Consider the following 16,674-nt stretch of genomic DNA (forward strand, 5'->3'; position numbering starts at 1 on the left):
GCCCGGAGGCTGGCCTTTCCGGCTATCGCTTGGACGCGATCAGCAATCGGCACCGCCGAACGGATCGTCGAGGACGATCGTGTCGTCGCGATCGGCACCGGTGGCCACGAGGGCCAGCTTGCAGCCCGAGAGCTCTTCCACCGCACGCAGGTACGCGCGGGCCGCCGGGGGCAGCTTGTTCCAGTCACGGATGCCCGCGGTGGATTCTTCCCAGCCCGGGAACTCGAGGTACACCGGCTTGCACTCGTCCCAGCCGTCCGCATCGAGCGGGGCCAGCTCACGGCGCTTGCCGCGGTATTCATACGCGATGCAGACCTTGATGCTTTCCAGGCCGTCGAGCACATCGAGCTTGGTGATGGCCAGGCCGTCGATACCGTTGATCTGCACGGCGCGCTTCAGCGCAACCAGGTCGATCCAGCCGCAGCGGCGCGGACGACCGGTGCTGGCACCGAACTCGTTGCCCTTCTTGCGAAGCAGCTCACCCATCTCGTCGTTGAGCTCGGTGGGGAACGGACCGCCACCGACGCGCGTGGCGTAGGCTTTGCAGATGCCCAGCACGTAGTCGATATCACGGGCGCCGACGCCGGTACCGGCCAGCGCGCCTCCGACCGTGGTGTTCGACGAGGTGACATACGGGTAGGTGCCGTGGTCGATATCCAGCAGCGCGCCCTGCGCACCTTCGAACAGGATGTTGCCGCCTTCCTTGCGCACGTCGTGCAGGATGGTGGCCACGTCGTCGACCATCGGGCGCAAATACTCGCCCCAGGTCAGCGCTTCGTCCAGCACGGTCTGGTAATCGACCGGTTCGGCCTTCAGCCACTGGGTGAGCACGAAGTTGTGGTAATCCACGGCCGCCTTCACTTTCTCCGGCAGCTCGTGCGGGTACATCAGGTCAGCCACGCGGATGGAACGACGGGCCACCTTGTCTTCGTACGCCGGACCGATACCGCGGCCGGTGGTGCCAATGGCCTTTGCGCCGGACGCCACTTCGCGCGCCTTATCGACAGCGATGTGATACGGCATGATCAGCGGGGTGGCCGGCGAGATCTTCAGGCGGGCGCGCACATCAACGTTCTGCGCTTCCAGCTCGGCGATTTCGCTCATCAGGGCCGCCGGCGAGAGCACCACGCCGTTGCCGATCAGGCACAGGGCATCGTCACGCAGGATGCCCGACGGGATCAGGTGCAGGACCGTCTTCTTGCCCTTGATCACCAGCGTGTGGCCGGCATTGTGGCCGCCCTGGAAACGAGCGACGGCACCGACGCGTTCGGTGAGCAGATCGACGATCTTGCCCTTGCCTTCGTCGCCCCATTGCGCGCCGAGAATGACTACTGACTTACCCATGGTGGTGGTTCTCTTAGGTTGCATGTGCCCGCAAGGGCGATGTGGATGCGGTTTTAGCGCTGGCGGCCAGGGCCGTCGTTGAGGTAGCGCAGGAATTCGGAATCGGGCTTGAGCACGAGCGTGGATTTACCGTCGGCAAAGGCCTTACGGTACGCCGCCAGGCTGCGGTAGAACGCGAAGAATTCGGGATCCTGGCCATAGGCCGATGCGTAGATGGCCGCGGCCTTCGCGTCGCCATCGCCGCGTACGGACGTCGCATCGCGGTTCGCGTCGGCGAGGATCACGGCACGCTGGCGATCGGCATCGGCATGGATCTTCTGGGCGTTCTCCTGCCCCGTCGAACGCAGCTCGTTGGCCAGGCGCGTGCGCTCGGTGCGCATGCGCTTGTACACCGAACCACTCACTTCTTCGGGCAGGTCGATGCGCTTGATACGCACATCGACGATGCTCACGCCCAGGGTCTTGCGTGCCACCGCATCGGTACGTTCACGGACATGCCCCGTGATGTCCTTGCGGCCGCCACTGATGAGATCTTCGAGCGGACGTGAATTGAATTCGTCACGCAACGCATCCTTGACCACCGGGGTAAGCCGGCCGATCGCGGCGGTCGGATCCCCCGCCGTCGCACGGTAATAAGCGGCGTTATCGGCGATGCGCCATTTCACGTAGAAGTCGACGGCGACCGTCTTCTTCTCCTTCGTGAAATAGCGCTCGGGAGGCGCATCGAGACCAAGGATGCGGTTATCGAACAGCACCGCCTGCTGCGCCAGCGGCACCTTGAAGTGCAGGCCGGGTTGGTAATCCGAACGGACAATGCGGCCGAACTGCAGCAGCAGCGCGTTCTGCCCTTCCTTCACGACGAAAACGCTGTTGAAACCCAGCAGGACGAGCGCGACGACGACGAGACCGGAAATGATCTTCACGGGTTGCCTCCCTGCTGTGCCGGTGCCGCATCGGTGCTGGCGGACTGCACCACGGTGCCCACGCCAGGCACATTGCGTACGCTTGTGTTGCCCGCTTCCACGGGCAGCTGGATCAGATTCTTACCGTTCGTGCCGTCCACGACCTTCGGGTTATGGCTCATCACGTCCTCGACGGTTTCCAGCCAGAGACGGCGCCGGGTGACATCCGGGGCGGCACGGTATTCCTTCAACAGGAGATTGAACCGGTCGGCATCGCCCGTGGCGGCGGCAATGCGCTCCACCTTGTCCGCTTCGGCCGCGCCGGCGATGCGCGCGGCTTCGCCGCGCGCTTCGGGCAGCACCTTGCTCTGGTAGGCCAGCGCTTCGTTTTCCGCCCGCTGGCGGTCTTCGCGGGCCGCGTTCACGTCATCGAACGCGTCCTTGACCTGCTGCGGCGGCGACACGCTCTGGAAGCTCACGCCAGTGACCGCGATGCCCGAATCGTACATATCGAGGGTGGATTGCAGGATGGAGCGGGTCTGCTGCTGCAGGGTTTCCTTGGCCTCGGGCGAGGCATCCGCACCCGGCGCCTGCGCCGGGGACGCATCGGCGCCCGGTGTGGTCAGGATGTTATCCATGGCGTTGGCGCCCACGACCGAACGGACCGCCGCCTCGGCGGCGTTCTTCAGCATGTTCTCCGCGTTATCGGCGTTTGAGAACAGGAACTTGCGCGCGTCAGAGACCTGGTACTGGATGTTGAAATCGATGGCGATGATGTTCTCATCGCGGGTGAGCATCGATACCGTGTCGGACACGGTGCGGACCTGGGTGGTTTCCACCTTGGTCACCGTCTCGATCGGGTTCGGGGCCTTCAGGTGCATGCCAGGGGGCAGCACGCGGGCGAACTGGCCAAAGCGCAGCACGACGCCCACCTGGCGGGCATCGATGACCGTGAAGCTCGATACGAGCAGCCACGCCACGGCAAAGACGAGCAGGATGGCAAGCACGCCGCCACTACCGGCGCCGAAACGGCCGAAGCGCGAGGTGACCTGCTTCAGCAGGCTATCCAGGTCGAACTTGCGCTGACCCTGCCGGTTGCGGTTCCAGGGGTCCTTCTGGCCGTTGCCGGGTTCATTCCAGGGCATGGTCGACAGTCTCCTTCGGGGACCGGAGGGTGGGCGGCTGGAAAGCCATCGGGGCGGGCCCGGATCGGCAGGGGAAGGCAAGGAGCACGAAAGTGCCCATCGCCGCGCCGAACGGGCACGCAAACACCGTTAATTCTACCAGAGGACGGCCGGTCAGTGCTCGGCGTGAGGCGGATCGATCAACTCGCGCAGGGGTGAACCGTGGGCGTCGTCGCCGGCCAGGGGGGCCAGGACCGAGCGGGGGGCGTCGATATCCAGCTGCCATCCGTGCTCGTCCACGGCCTCGCCCGCGATCGCCCCGGCGGCCTTCAGCCGTGCGTGCAGGCGCCCGGCCGTGAGCGGGAGCCGCAGCTCGGCCCGCACCCGGTCACCGCCAAGCAGCTCACCCAAGGCATCGCGCAGGCCATCGAGACCCGCCCCGGAGTGCGCCGAAAGCCACACCGTGCGCGGCTTGCCATCGTCGCCCCGGTCGACGCGCGGCTCGGCACCCTCGATGAGATCAATCTTATTCATGACCGAAAGCTGGGGAACATCCCCCGCCCCGATTTCCTCAAGCACCGCGTTGACCACCCGGCGGAGGAGCTCGCGCTCTTCATCCGCCGCATCGCTGACGTGGATCAGCAGATCCGCATCGCGCGCCTCGGCCAGGGTGGCGCGGAAGGCCGCAACCAGGTCGTGGGGCAATTCACGGATAAAGCCGACGGTATCGGCCACCACCGCCGGGCCACAGCTGAGGCCATCGATCTTGCGTACGGTGGGATCCAGCGTGGCGAACAGCTGATCCGCCGCATAGACCCCGCCCGTGGTGAGCGCATTGAACAACGTGGACTTGCCGGCATTGGTGTAACCGACCAGGGCCACGCGCGGCACCGTGTTGCGCAGGCGCGACCGGCGCTGCTGGTCACGCTGGACCTGCACCTTCTCGAGGCGCTTGGTAAGCATTTTCACCCGCTCGGCCAGGAGGCGGCGATCGGTTTCCAGCTGGGTTTCACCCGGTCCGCGGTTGCCGATGGCACCGCCGCGCTGGGCGTCAAGGTGGGTCCAGCCGCGCACAAGGCGTGTGGCCAGGTGCTTGAGCTGGGCCAGTTCCACTTCCAGCTTGCCTTCATGGGAGCGGGCGCGCTGGGCGAAAATATCGAGGATCAGCCCTGCCCGGTCGACCACGCGGGTTTTCAGGTGCTTTTCGAGGTTGCGCTCCTGCACCGGGGTAAGGACATGGTCGACCAGCACCAGGTCCGCCTCGAGGGCACGCACGGCTTCGGCCACCTCGTCGGCCTTGCCGGTACCAATGTAATAGCGGGGATTGGGCTCGCTCACGCGCGCCGGGATGCTGGCGAGGATCTCGGCACCGGCCGAGGACACCAGCTCGGCGAATTCTTCGCCACGACGTGCCGCATCGCCTTCGCCCCGGGAATGCGGGAGCACCAGGATCGCGCGGTCGCCTTTCTTTTGCCTATCGAACACTTAGGGGATTGACCTCAAGGATGGAGAAGGAGACGGGCAGGCCAGCGTGGCCTGCCCGTACTCGTCCTTACCAATATGGGTTCAGCCTTGGGCCCCTCAACCCTCGGCGTCGCCACCTGCCGCGTCTACGTGGCTTTCATGGCCGCCAACGCGGACATTACGGCTCGGCACCACGGTGGAAATGGCGTGCTTGTACACCATCTGGCTCACCTGGTTACGCAGCAGCACCACGAATTGATCGAATGACTCGATCGTGCCCTGCAGCTTGATGCCGTTCACCAGGTAGATGGCGACCGGCACACGCTCACGGCGAAGCGCATTCAGAAACGGATCTTGCAATGATTGCCCTTTGGACATTTTTTCTTCTCCCCTACGCCTCTCGTACGGGTCCGGGTAAAAAAACGCCAAACACGGCGCCCCGGCCCAAGTGCTTTGAATCTTAACTGCTTTTAAACGCTCGCTGGAAGCCGCCAGCGTGATGATGTCGGCAATTAAAGGAACTGCCGCACCGCCCTGCCCACTTCCGGCAACGGATCCCCCCGATCCGGGTCGAACGCGCGTGCGTCAAGCTCACTCCGCAGCCAGGTGATCTGGCGCTTCGCGAGTTGCCGCGTTGCATAGATACCACGGTCACGGAAGTTCTGGGCATCCCCTTGGCCATCAAGGAATTCCCAGGCCTGTCGGTAGCCCACCGCGCGGATGGCCGGGAGATCCGGATGGAGGTCGCCGCGTGCCCTGAGCCCGCGCACTTCATCAAGGAATCCGTCGGCAAGCATCCCATCGAATCGCCTTGCGATGCGTTCGTGGAGCGCCGTGCGGCTCTCAGGAAGCAGGGCAAGTTTGAGCACGCGCCACGGGAACGGCTTGCGCGGGGCGTTCTGGAGCTCGGTGATCGGCCGACCGGTCAGCTCCATGACCTCCAGGGCACGCTGGATCCGCTGGGCATCGGCCGGGCGGATACGTGCGCCGGCGGCCGGATCGGCGGCCGCCATGCGGGCATGCATCGCTGCCCAGCCAATCTCTGCCGCCTCGGCGGCGAGCCGCTCGCGTACCGCCGGATCGGCCTCGGGCAGCTCAGATAACCCACGCTGGAGCGCCCGAAAGTAGAGGCCGGTGCCACCCACGAGCAGCGGCACCTTGCCCTGCCCGGCCATACGCAACATCGAAGACGCAGCGTCCTCCGCGAAATCCGCCGCCGAGTAAGGTTGTGCGGCGTCGCGGATATCGATCAGTTCGTGCGGATAACGCACGAGCGTCGCCTGGTCCGGTTTCGCCGAGCCGATATCGAGGCCGCGGTAGACGAGCGCCGAATCGACGCTGATCAGCCCAACGGGAAAGCGATCAGACAATTCGCAAGCGAGCGCGGTCTTCCCTGAGGCAGTGGGACCCATGAGAAAGATGGCAAGGGGGCGGGTGTCGCGGGTCATCGGTAGGGCAAAGGCTGGATCTGCGCAAGAGTAACTCAGCATGGAGACGTGAATCGCCATCGGTGCAACGATCAGGGCACCCAAACGAACTCCAGGAAGGATTCGATGAGCGTGAAGGCGTTGGCTTGTGGAATCGCGCTGGGGGGATGCCCATTCCTGTCCGCTACCGCGGCGACTGTCCTGCCCACTGTCTACGAAGCCGGTCACTTCTATGTCACCCCGACCCTGGCTCAAGGGGGAATGCTCAAGCTCATTCTGGATACCGGCGGCCCAGGACTCACATGGGGTCTTTTTCCGGCTACGGCGGCGCGCCTGCGGTTGGCCCCGGCCACCTGTGGTGGATATGACTTCTTCCTCCAGCCACCTGCATTCGCCCAGGGCAAAGGGTTGCCTGCGTCGGAGCGCTCGTGCGGCAAGGCATTCAAAGCCTCTGCAAAAACGGTGACCGACAAGAGCATTGACGGTGTCGTTGGCAGCTTCTACCTGTTCGATCACGCATGGACGTTCGACTATCCCGGGCACCAGCTGATCGTTGAAGATGCTTCCTGGCGCCCGACCGGAGGCGCCCGGGAAGGGCAGATAGCTTTCATGCTCGACGCGCGCGGTGATGCTGGCTCGCCATTACCCACCATCACAATCAAGGTAGATGGAAAGCCCCTGGACATGCTGCTCGATACAGGAGCAACAGCTCACCCGTCTCCCGCCGGGCAAAAGGCCATGGGCACAGAGGTGGCGAATGGAGGTTTTGCCGCGGGAAGCTACATCGTCACGTCCGTGATGGATGCATGGCACGCTGCTCATCCTGATTGGCCCGTGGTCGAAGGCGCGGACGATCTTGCAGGCACCGCCAAGGCAACTCGCACGATCCGCGTGCCTGCCGTGGAGATTGCGGGCTGGACCGTCGGCCCCGCCTGGTTTACTGAGCGGAGGGACGCGGCGTTCAGCGACAAAGGCATCGGCCAGTACATGGCGGGCGACATCAAGGGTGCCGTAGGCGGAAATGTGTACGCGCATTTTCGTATGACGATCGACTACCCGCACAAGAAGGCGTGGTTCACGTGCATCAAGGAATGCATGCCAGCGCCCTGACCATGACCCGGCTCAAAGCGCCTGCACGCAACCGGGCCTACGTATCGGCGCGCGCTCCGCCTACATCAGCGTGCACGCACCCATGGCAGGATTTGCATGGGTACCCGCAGTGATAGGATCGAAGCACCATGGACACAGTATTCGAGAAAGGCGTGACGCGCGAAGATCAGGAAATGCGAAAGCTCCAGGCCGAGACCTACAAGCTTCTCATCGAGTCCCTGAAGGTGAATCAGGAACGGCGATGGCACCCTTTCATCGTCACGACGGCTTTCTTCGCCGCCGGCGCCGCGTTTATCAAAGTCCTGGATATGTTCTTCAAGGGATGAGCTCGCTGGCATCGCGACGCCGGGAACGCATCGAAGGCCGCCACCGGGCGGCCTTTTTTGAGCCAGTTCGCACGGTTGGGCTGCGCGCGGATGTGTCCCTGTCGTCTCGGCGATGCGGCGCGGATTTTCAGCTGCCTACATGTTCGCGAGCGATTCGCCTACATCATGAAGTTTCACGCTCGTGGCAGGATTCGACTGCGCTGTTGGAGTGCTAGCATCGGAGAACACATGGCAACGGTATTCGAGACACGGGACGTGACGAGCGAAGAAGAAATCCGGGAGAAGCTCCGGGCGGAGATCCTGAAGATCATCGCGGAAACATCGAAGATCAATGCGGAGTCACGCTGGTATCCGCTCGTAGCGGGCGCTGGCTTCTTCGCCGCCTCCATGGGCGCATGCATGGCCCTGGCGAAACTGATGCAACTGATGTTTTTCTGAAGGCCATGAGTGAACATGAAACACGAAAGGCCACCCGAGGGTGGCCTTTCGGTTAAGTCGCGGTACGCGCAGGTTCAGTGCGCCGGCGTGCCGAGTTCCTTGAGCAACGCTGGTGAAGGATACACCTTGTCCATCAGCCAACGCATGTAACGCATATCCACGTGAATGGCGCGTTTGTAGCGCGGGTCGTACATCCAGCTCGCACTCACGGCCTCCCAGTTGCTGTCAAAGTTAAGGCCAACGAGCTCGCCCTTCGCATTCAGCACCGGGGAGCCCGAATTACCGCCCGTCGTATCGAGGTTGGACAGAAAGTCGACCGGCATGGCGCCGGTCTTCGGATCGGCGTACCCCGCGAAATCGCCCTTCCTGATCGCATCGAGCAGGGGCTGCGGGGCATCGAACGGAACCTTGCCCGTGTTCTTCTCGACGATGCCCTGGGCCGTGGTCAACGGGGCGTATGTCACCGCATCGCGAGCCATCAGCGGGGTGACCTTGCCGTAGCTCACCCGCAGCGTGGAATTCGCATCCGGATACACCGCTTTGCCCTGCTTCTCGCGGTAACCGATCAGCGCCTGCATGTACGCCGGTCGCAGGCGCAACAGGTCACCATCACGGCTCTTCTTTTCGTCTTCGATGCGCAGCAAGGCCGGGCGAAGCGTACGGGCGGCCAACATCAGTGCATCCGTGCTCTTCACCACGTCCGCCGGGCTGGCGGTGAACAGCTTGTTGCGTTCGGCCTCATCGCCAAGCATCGTCGAACCGTAGATCCGATCCAGCGCGCTTACTACTTCAGCGGGCGTGGTGCCGAACACCTTGTCCACCTCAGCCAGATGCTGCGCCGCCGGGAGCTTCTGGTAACGCGTGAGCAACGAGGTGATCAGCGCCTTTTCGATCTTCGGGTCATAGCGGCGCTGGATCTGCTTCAGCTGGCTCTGGATCAGCTCCTCGTCGCGTTTCTGGTAGCCGCTTTCACGCTCGGCATCCGCCTTCGGGCGTTCGACCGCCAGACGATCCATGTTGAGCGCGCCGCGCATCAACTGGGTCTGGCTCGAGAGCAGGCCCACCAACAGGTCACGCTCACGCACGTCCTTGCCCTGGGCGATGAGCGCCATGGCCTGGTCAATCTGCGGCTTGAGCGTGTTCGCCTCAGGCTGCCTGGCAAGCCAGGCCAACATCGCCGCCTCGTCCTCGCGGCGCACCGTGACCGCGTCACTACGCTCCAGGCCCTCGAGTTCGCCACTGAAACGCTTGATGCCGTTCTTCAGCGATTGCAGCTGGGACGCGTAGCGGATGGCCGCATCCTTGTTTGATTTGCCCTGCTCTTCGATCACATCCTGGAGTGCCTTCAGCACGGCCACTGACGTCGGCAGGCGCCATTCCACCTGATCGGCAAACTCGGCCGCGGTGCGGTGGCGGTAAGTGATGCCCGGGTAACCTGCCAGCATGACGAAATCGCCCTCAGCCACGCCATCGGTCGCAATCTGCAGATGCGACGGCGGGTGGTACGGTTTGTTGTCCGGCGAATAGTCGGCCGGCTTGCCGTCCGGGCCCACGTAGGCCCGCAGGATGGTGAAATCGCCGGCGTGGCGCGGCCACATGAAGTTATCGGTCTCGTCGCCATAGTTGCCGATAGCGCGCGGTGGCGCGTAGACCAGGCGAATGTCGCGAAGCTCCAGCTGCTTCACCAGGTAGAAGTCGCGGCCGTAGAACATGGTCGCCACGCTGCACTTGATGCCAGCCTCTTTCTCGCACTCTGCCACGAGCGCCTTGCTGGCGGCATCCACCGCGTCGTAGTACGCCCGGCCGGTCTTCCCCCTGGCGCTGGCGAGAATCCGCTCGGTAACCTTGTCGAACCCCACGGTGACGCGGGCCCGGTAATCCGGGTTGGCTGGAAGTTCGCCCGCACGATCCGGCGCCACGTAGCCGTTGGTGATCAGGTCACGATCCGGCTTTGAGTTGTACTGGATGACACCAAAGGCCACGTGATGGTTGGTGACCAGCAGGCCATCGGCCGAAACGAAGGAGCCCGTACCACCGCCCACCCGGACCACCGCGTTAAGCGGTGCCTTGGTCAGGTCGGCGAGGTCGGCCGCGTCGCCACGGAACCCCGCAGCCTTGAGGTTTTTCGCAATCGAAGGCAGTTGGGAGGGCATCCACATGCCCTCGTCGGCCTTCGCTTCCAGCGCCAATGCCATGGCGGCTCCCAGCATCATGGTGCGGATTCGCATCGTCTCACTTGCCCCTGTGGGTTCCAAAGCTGTCCCACCCTAGAGGCCCCGGGCGGCCGCTGGCAATGCCGCGGCGCACAAGCCAACGTACTTGCCACGGCCTATAATGGGGGTTTGGACCGCCCCCGCGGCCCCTCCCCACGAGAACCCGAAAGCCCATGCAGCAGACGATGAAAGCGCTGGTGAAGCGCCACGCCGAACAAGGCATCTGGATGGAAGAAGTGCCGGTCCCGACCCCGGGCCCGAACGAGGTGCTGATCAAGATCGAGAAGACCGCCATCTGCGGCACCGATCTGCACATCTATAAGTGGGACGAGTGGTCCCAGCGCACGATCAAGCCGGGCCTCACGATCGGCCACGAGTTCGTCGGCCGCATCGCCGAGATCGGCCCAGGCGTCACCGGCTACAAGATCGGCGACCGTGTCTCGGCCGAAGGCCATATCGTGTGCGGCCACTGCCGCAACTGCCGCGCTGGCCGCCAGCATCTGTGCCCGAACACCGTGGGCATTGGCGTGAACCGCAACGGCGCGTTCGCTGAATACATGACCATGCCGGCCTCGAACCTGTGGCCGATCCCGGACCAGATCCCCTCCGAGCTGGCCGCCTTCTTCGACCCGTACGGCAACGCCGCGCACTGTGCACTGGAGTTCGACCTGATCGGCGAAGACGTGCTGATCACCGGCGCCGGCCCGATCGGCATCATCGCCGCGGGTATCGCCAAGCACGTGGGTGCTCGCAACGTGGTCGTGACCGACGTCAACGATTACCGGCTGAAGCTGGCCGCCGACATGGGCGCCACCCGCGTGGTGAACGTGGCCAACCAGTCGCTGAAGGACGTGGTGAAAGACCTGCACATCGAAGGCTTCGACGTGGGCCTGGAGATGAGCGGCAACCCCCGCGCCTTCAACGACATGCTCGAGTGCATGTACCACGGCGGCAAGGTGGCCATGCTCGGCATCATGCCGCGCGGCGCGGGCATCGACTGGGACAAGGTCATCTTCAAGGGCCTGACCCTGCAGGGCATCTACGGCCGCAAGATGTACGAGACCTGGTACAAGATGACCCAGATGGTGCTCACCGGCTTCCCACTGCAGAAGGTGCTCACCCACCAGATCGCGATCGACGACTTCCAGAAGGGCTTCGACCTGATGGATGCCGGTGTTTGCGGCAAGGTCGTCTGCAGCTGGACCTGAACTAGCCGTTTGCAGGAGCGCGCTTGCGCGCGATGGGACTTGCCGCGAGCACCCATCGCGCGCAAGCGCGCTCCTCCACGATGGCCGTCCTGTTTAGGACTTTGCCACCTTCCGCGTAGCCGCCCGGCGAGTACACTTTCCGCCGGGGGCAACGCGTAGAGAGGGCGGCACGAATGGACACCCGTAGAAGCTGGCGGAGCCTGCCCTGGGGGCGTGCCCGTGACCGGGCGATGGCAACCTACCAGTCGCACCGGGCCCGGCGCATCGCCCTCGGCCTGGCGATCGCCCTGGTGCTGTTCGCCCTGCTCGGTTTCCTTGCCGCGCCCTCCCTCATCCGCTCGCAGATCGCCAGCCGAGCCTCGGCCGCGCTGGGCCGCCAGGTCACGGTAGGCGATGCCAGCCTCAACCCGTTTACCCTCAGGCTTACGCTGAGCCGGCTGCACATCGCCGAGGCGGACGGAAAGACGGCTTTCGTCGACATCGGCCAGGTCACGGGCAACGCGTCGTGGGCCTCCCTCTTCCGCCTGGCGCCCATCCTGGACGAGCTGCGCATCGACAGCCCGCGCGTGCATCTGCAGCGCAACGCGCCCCAGCGCTTCAATTTCACCGACATCGTCGAGCGCTTCGCGAAGCAACCCGCCTCGCCCGACACCGGGCCCGCTCGATTCGCCGTGTCGAACATCGCCATCCACGACGGGCAAATCGACTTCGACGACCGCGTCCTCGACGCAAAGCACCAGGTGGACCACCTTGAACTGGGCATTCCGTTCATCGCCAGCCTGCCCAGCGATGCCGACATCTTTGTGCAGCCGTTGCTGGCCATGAACATCGATGGCAGCCCGCTGAAGGTGCAAGGCCAGACAAAGCCGTTTGCGAGCAGTCGGGAATCGGCCATCACGTTCCGTTTCGATCAGCTCGAACTGCCCCGATATATCGGGTTCGTTCCAGCGCCGCTCCCGGTCGCGGTTCCCGGTGGCAAGCTCTCCGGCGTCATGACGGTTGACTTCTCGCAGGGCGAGAAGCAGTCGACCGTGCGTATCAAGGGCCGCCTTACACTCGACGGGCTCAAGGTCACGGGCAAGGATGGTGGCGCCCTGCTCGACATGGGCCACGCCGATGCCGACCTGGGCGTGCTCGATCCCCTCACCTCCCGATACCGGCTTGGCGCCATCTCGATCAAGGACGCCAACCTGCGTTACGCCCGCCTTCCCGGCGGCAAGAGCAACTTCGATGCGCTGACGGCGGGCGATGCGAAGCCCGACCCCAAGGCCCCACCGACCGACGTTCGCATCGAGTTGCTGACCTTGGCCAACGCCAGGATCGACTATGCCGACCTGGCGGCACCCGCTCCCGCCCATCTCACCCTCGAGGGCCTTGCCGGGACACTCCGGGGCCTGAGCACCGTCAAGGCGCCGCCAGCCGCACTCGATGTGTCGGCGCGCATGGCTGGTGGCACGCTGGCCACCCAAGGCACGTTCGACCTGGCGGGCAGCCGCTACGAGGGCAAGGCGGACATTCGCCATGTCTCGCTCGCGCCACTCATGCCGCTGACGCCGCCCATGCTCGCGGCCGACATCACGGGCGGCACGTTCACGGCCGACGGCACCCTGAAAGCCGACTGGCATGACGCCGCCACGATCCGCCTTGAACGGGCGAATGCACGGCTCGACGGATTCAACCTGGTGCCCCGCAACGGGCGCGCATCACCCATCACCTGGACGTCGCTCGACGCGACCATCACCTCGGTCGATATGGCGACGAGCGAAGCCCGGATCGACTCGCTCCTGCTGGACGGCCTCGCCCTCGATATCCGGAAGCTCGCCAATGGCAACCTCGATATCGTCAATGTCCTGCCCGCGAATGCGAGCGCTGCGCACCCCGGCGGCCACGACTGGCATTGGAGCGTCGGCCATGTCGGCCTCACCGATGGCAAGGTCACCCTGCGGGATGCAAAGGCAACGGGCAAGCGCAACGCCGTGAGCCTGACGGCAAGCGCCTTCAGCGTGGATGGCCTGTCCGATGACCTGCGCAAGCCGATCAGCGTCGACCTCAAGGGCGGATTGGGCGAAGGCACGTTCGCCGTGGCGGGCAAGGTCAAGCCACAGCCGATGGAAGCGGACCTGAAAGTCCAGACCACGCGCCTTAACGTCGCGCCCCTGCAAAACCTTGTAACGGTGCCGCTCAATGTCACGGTGGCCAGCGGCTTGCTCAGCATCGATGGTGACGTCCGATATGCCGACCGCGGCAAGGATGCCCCGCGCATCGCCTACCGCGGCCGTGCCACGCTCGGCCGCGTACGCGTGCAGGACAAGCTCACCAACGACGATTTCCTGCGCTGGAATTCACTTAGCGCCACCAACCTGTCCGTGGCCATGGGCGACGGCGTGCCGCGCGTGGCGATAGGTGGCCTCGCCCTCGATGATTTCTATGCACGCGTGATCATCAACGCGACCGGCCGGCTGAACCTTCAGGATGTCGTCGCCAGCCCGGAATCCCCAGGCGCGGTCTCCGTCACGCAAGCGCAGGCCAACCCCGCGCCGAAGAAAGCCGATGAGCCCGCGCCTGTGCCTGCCGCCGCCGCACCGGAGGCAGATATCCGCATCGGCCAGATCACGCTGACCAAGGGCCGGTTGAACTACACCGACAATTTCATCAAGCCGAATTACACCGCCGATGTCACCGACCTCACCGGCAAGATTGGGGGCTTCGGGACGGTTGCCGGTGCGCCCCCCGCGCCCCTGACGCTGCAGGGCCAGCTCGATGGCAACGCGCCGGTCAATATCGATGGCACGATCAACCCGTTGGCACCGGTGGCGTTCCTCGACATCACCGCCAAGGCCGAAGGCATCCAGCTCACCAACCTCTCGCCCTATTCGGGCAAGTACGCGGGCTACCCGATCACCCGCGGCCGCCTGAACGTCGATGTGCACTACACGCTGGACCAGCGCAAGCTCAACGCGGACAACCACATCTTCATTGACCAGCTGACGTTCGGCGACAAGATCGAAGGGCCCGGCGTCAGCCACCTCCCCGTGAAGCTGGCTGTCGCGCTGCTGCGCGATAGCGAGGGGCGTATCGATGTGCACGTGCCGGTCACCGGCTCGCTCGACGATCCGCATTTCAGCGTCGGCGGGTTGATCTGGCGGGCCATCGGCAACCTGATCGTCAAGGCGGTCACATCGCCGTTCCGCCTGCTGGCGTCGGCTGGTGGTGGCCGCGAGGATCTTGGCTACGTCGAGTTTGCGCCGGGTTCGGCCGTGCTTGATCCGGCGGCGGACTCGAAGCTGGCTGAGCTGGTCAAGGTGCTCAACAACAAGCCGTCCATCAGCCTGGACATCATCGGGCGGATCGACACGAGCAAGGACGAGGCCGGGCTGCGCAAGGTCATGGTTGATGACCTCGTCCACCAGGAACAGGTGAACGACAAAGGCGACGATACGACGCCACCGACGCAGGAGCAGGCTGACAAGTACCTGGAACGGGCCTACAAGCACGCCTCGTTCCCGAAACCCAAGAACATGATTGGCCTCACCAAGTCGCAGCCGCCTGAGGAAATGCGCACGCTGATGGAAACCAATATGCCGGTAGACGCCGACGCGCTGCGCCATCTGGCCGAACGGCGAGCGAATGCCGTCAGGCTGTGGCTGCAGGGCAAGGTGGATGACAAGCGGGTGTTTGTCCTGGCGCCCAAGCTCGATCCAAAGGGCATTGATGATGGTGGCAAGACGACGCGGGTGGATTTCGGGCTCCATTGAGCGACGCCTGGGCGTGATCGCGTCGTGGTTTCGCGGACGGGATGGCGCCTAGGCGCGCGCCTACAGGGCGTCGCGGGCGCACCCGCGCTAGAATCGGGATTTCCCCGTCCCGGAACCCGTCCCATGTCGTACCCCGCCCAGGAACGCTTCGCCGCCGAACTCGCCTCCATCCGCGAACAAGGCCTGTTCAAGGCCGAGCGCATCATCGTGTCGCCCCAGTCCGCCGAGATCGAGCTCGAAGGCGGCCGCAAGGTGCTCAATTTCTGCGCGAACAACTACCTGGGCCTGGCTGACCACCCGGACGTTATCCAGGCGGCCAAGGATGCGCTGGATTCCCACGGCTTCGGCATGGCCAGCGTGCGCTTCATCTGCGGCACGCAGGATCTGCACAAGGAGCTGGAGACAAAGATCGCCAGCTTCTTCGGTACCGAGGACACGATCCTTTACGCGGCCTGCTTCGACGCCAACGGCGGCCTGTTCGAGCCCCTGCTTGGTGAGGAAGACGCCATCATCTCCGATGCGCTGAACCACGCCTCGATCATTGATGGCATTCGCCTGTGCAAGGCCAAGCGCTTCCGCTACAACAACTGCGACATGGCCGACCTGGAAGCGCAGCTGCAGGCCGCCGATGCCGCCGGTGCACGTACCAAGCTGATCACCACCGATGGTGCCTTCTCGATGGATGGCTTCATCGCGCCGCTGGATGAGATCACCGCGCTGGCGAAGAAGTACAACGCCCTGGTCCATATCGATGAATGCCACTGCACGGGCTTCCTTGGCGATACCGGCCGTGGCTCGGCCGAGTATCACGGCGTACTCGACAAGATCGATATCGTGACCGGCACACTGGGCAAGGCCCTCGGCGGCGCACTGGGTGGTTTCACCACCGGCCGCAAGGAAGTGATCGAGATGCTGCGCCAGCGTTCACGCCCCTACCTTTTCTCCAACTCGCTGCCGCCGCACGTCGTGGCCGCCGGAAGCAAGGTGTTCGACATGCTTGCCGCCGCTGGCGACTTGCGCGATCAGGTCAAGGAAAACACCCGCTACTTCCGCGAGAAGATGACTGAAGCGGGCTTCGACATCCGCCCGGGCGTGCACCCGATCGTCCCGGTCATGATCTACGACGCCAAGCAAGCGCAGGCCATGGCGGCCGAACTGCTCGAGGAAGGCATTTACGTCACCGGTTTCTTCTTCCCCGTGGTACCGCAGGGCAAGGCGCGCATCCGCACGCAGATGAGCGCCGCGCACACGCGCGAGCACCTGGACAAGGCCATTGCCGCATTCACCAGGGTGGGCAAGAAGCTGGGCGTGCTCAAGGCCTGACGACCGCAGGGAACTTCCTGTAGGAGCGCGCTTGCGCGCG

General features: G+C 64.4%; 13 protein-coding genes. 6 read left to right on the forward strand and 7 right to left on the reverse strand.

Annotated features, from left to right (window positions below; all coding sequences use genetic code 11):
• Nucleotides 1-39 precede the first annotated feature (39 nt).
• The 6 genes from L2Y97_RS15155 to miaA form a co-directional block, all read right to left on the reverse strand.
• Nucleotides 40-1,344: an adenylosuccinate synthase gene (locus L2Y97_RS15155; RefSeq protein WP_247428140.1), complete on the reverse strand. Its 1,305-nt coding sequence runs from the start codon at nt 1,342-1,344 to the stop codon at nt 40-42.
• A 53-nt stretch (nt 1,345-1,397) separates the two neighbouring features.
• The gene (gene hflC / locus L2Y97_RS15160) at nt 1,398-2,267 is read right to left on the reverse strand and encodes a protease modulator HflC (RefSeq protein WP_247428141.1); all 870 of its coding nucleotides are present in this window, start codon (nt 2,265-2,267) and stop codon (nt 1,398-1,400) included.
• A complete protein-coding gene (gene hflK / locus L2Y97_RS15165; protein ID WP_247428144.1) occupies nt 2,264-3,391 on the reverse strand; it encodes an FtsH protease activity modulator HflK in 1,128 nt (375 codons plus the stop codon). The genes hflC and hflK overlap by 4 nt, the downstream gene beginning before the upstream one ends.
• A gap of 153 nt (nt 3,392-3,544) precedes the next feature.
• Nucleotides 3,545-4,855, reverse strand: coding sequence for a ribosome rescue GTPase HflX (gene hflX, locus L2Y97_RS15170; RefSeq protein WP_247428147.1), 1,311 nt, complete (start codon nt 4,853-4,855; stop codon nt 3,545-3,547).
• A gap of 96 nt (nt 4,856-4,951) precedes the next feature.
• Nucleotides 4,952-5,212: an RNA chaperone Hfq gene (hfq, locus tag L2Y97_RS15175; protein ID WP_247428149.1), complete on the reverse strand. Its 261-nt coding sequence runs from the start codon at nt 5,210-5,212 to the stop codon at nt 4,952-4,954.
• Between the two features lie 134 nt (nt 5,213-5,346).
• Nucleotides 5,347-6,282 (reverse strand): tRNA (adenosine(37)-N6)-dimethylallyltransferase MiaA, encoded by a 936-nt coding sequence (miaA, locus tag L2Y97_RS15180; RefSeq protein WP_247428152.1) that lies wholly within the window; start codon nt 6,280-6,282, stop codon nt 5,347-5,349.
• A gap of 105 nt (nt 6,283-6,387) precedes the next feature.
• Here miaA and L2Y97_RS15185 point away from each other — a divergent pair, with 105 nt between their 5' ends.
• From L2Y97_RS15185 to L2Y97_RS15195, 3 genes are all read left to right on the forward strand, one after another.
• On the forward strand, nt 6,388-7,371 hold the full coding sequence (locus tag L2Y97_RS15185) for a hypothetical protein (RefSeq protein WP_247428154.1): 984 nt from the start codon (nt 6,388-6,390) through the stop codon (nt 7,369-7,371).
• A 128-nt stretch (nt 7,372-7,499) separates the two neighbouring features.
• Nucleotides 7,500-7,697 (forward strand): hypothetical protein, encoded by a 198-nt coding sequence (locus L2Y97_RS15190; RefSeq protein WP_247428157.1) that lies wholly within the window; start codon nt 7,500-7,502, stop codon nt 7,695-7,697.
• A gap of 228 nt (nt 7,698-7,925) precedes the next feature.
• Nucleotides 7,926-8,135, forward strand: a complete 210-nt coding sequence (locus L2Y97_RS15195) for a hypothetical protein (protein WP_247428160.1) — start codon at nt 7,926-7,928, stop codon at nt 8,133-8,135.
• 74 nt (nt 8,136-8,209) lie between these two features.
• Here the strand turns inward: L2Y97_RS15195 and L2Y97_RS15200 are convergent, their stop codons facing one another.
• Entirely contained in the window at nt 8,210-10,363 is a 2,154-nt protein-coding gene (locus L2Y97_RS15200) for a S46 family peptidase (RefSeq protein WP_247428162.1), read from the reverse strand.
• Nucleotides 10,364-10,521: 158 nt separating this feature from the next.
• On the opposite strand from L2Y97_RS15200, the gene tdh reads away from it, so the two are divergent.
• From tdh to kbl, 3 genes are all read left to right on the forward strand, one after another.
• Nucleotides 10,522-11,556, forward strand: coding sequence for an L-threonine 3-dehydrogenase (gene tdh, locus L2Y97_RS15205; RefSeq protein ID WP_247428165.1), 1,035 nt, complete (start codon nt 10,522-10,524; stop codon nt 11,554-11,556).
• Between the two features lie 173 nt (nt 11,557-11,729).
• Nucleotides 11,730-15,311: a DUF748 domain-containing protein gene (locus L2Y97_RS15210; protein WP_247428168.1), complete on the forward strand. Its 3,582-nt coding sequence runs from the start codon at nt 11,730-11,732 to the stop codon at nt 15,309-15,311.
• Between the two features lie 123 nt (nt 15,312-15,434).
• Nucleotides 15,435-16,634 (forward strand): glycine C-acetyltransferase, encoded by a 1,200-nt coding sequence (gene kbl, locus L2Y97_RS15215; RefSeq protein WP_247428171.1) that lies wholly within the window; start codon nt 15,435-15,437, stop codon nt 16,632-16,634.
• The last annotated feature ends 40 nt before the right edge of the window (nt 16,635-16,674 follow it).

Origin of the sequence: Luteibacter aegosomatissinici, assembly GCF_023078495.1 — a bacterium.
GTDB classification, from domain to species: domain Bacteria; phylum Pseudomonadota; class Gammaproteobacteria; order Xanthomonadales; family Rhodanobacteraceae; genus Luteibacter; species Luteibacter aegosomatissinici.

Excerpts from the sequence above, each read along its gene's own strand:
- L2Y97_RS15155 (WP_247428140.1), bottom strand. The coding sequence starts at position 1,344 with ATGGGTAAGTCAGTAGTCATTCTCGGCGCGCAATGGGGCGACGAAGGC.
- hflK (WP_247428144.1), bottom strand. The coding sequence starts at position 3,391 with ATGCCCTGGAATGAACCCGGCAACGGCCAGAAGGACCCCTGGAACCGC.
- hfq (WP_247428149.1), bottom strand. The coding sequence starts at position 5,212 with ATGTCCAAAGGGCAATCATTGCAAGATCCGTTTCTGAATGCGCTTCGC.
- miaA (WP_247428152.1), bottom strand. The coding sequence starts at position 6,282 with ATGACCCGCGACACCCGCCCCCTTGCCATCTTTCTCATGGGTCCCACT.
- L2Y97_RS15185 (WP_247428154.1), top strand. The coding sequence starts at position 6,388 with ATGAGCGTGAAGGCGTTGGCTTGTGGAATCGCGCTGGGGGGATGCCCA.
- L2Y97_RS15190 (WP_247428157.1), top strand. The coding sequence starts at position 7,500 with ATGGACACAGTATTCGAGAAAGGCGTGACGCGCGAAGATCAGGAAATG.
- L2Y97_RS15195 (WP_247428160.1), top strand. The coding sequence starts at position 7,926 with ATGGCAACGGTATTCGAGACACGGGACGTGACGAGCGAAGAAGAAATC.
- L2Y97_RS15200 (WP_247428162.1), bottom strand. The coding sequence starts at position 10,363 with ATGCGAATCCGCACCATGATGCTGGGAGCCGCCATGGCATTGGCGCTG.
- tdh (WP_247428165.1), top strand. The coding sequence starts at position 10,522 with ATGCAGCAGACGATGAAAGCGCTGGTGAAGCGCCACGCCGAACAAGGC.
- L2Y97_RS15210 (WP_247428168.1), top strand. The coding sequence starts at position 11,730 with ATGGACACCCGTAGAAGCTGGCGGAGCCTGCCCTGGGGGCGTGCCCGT.
- kbl (WP_247428171.1), top strand. The coding sequence starts at position 15,435 with ATGTCGTACCCCGCCCAGGAACGCTTCGCCGCCGAACTCGCCTCCATC.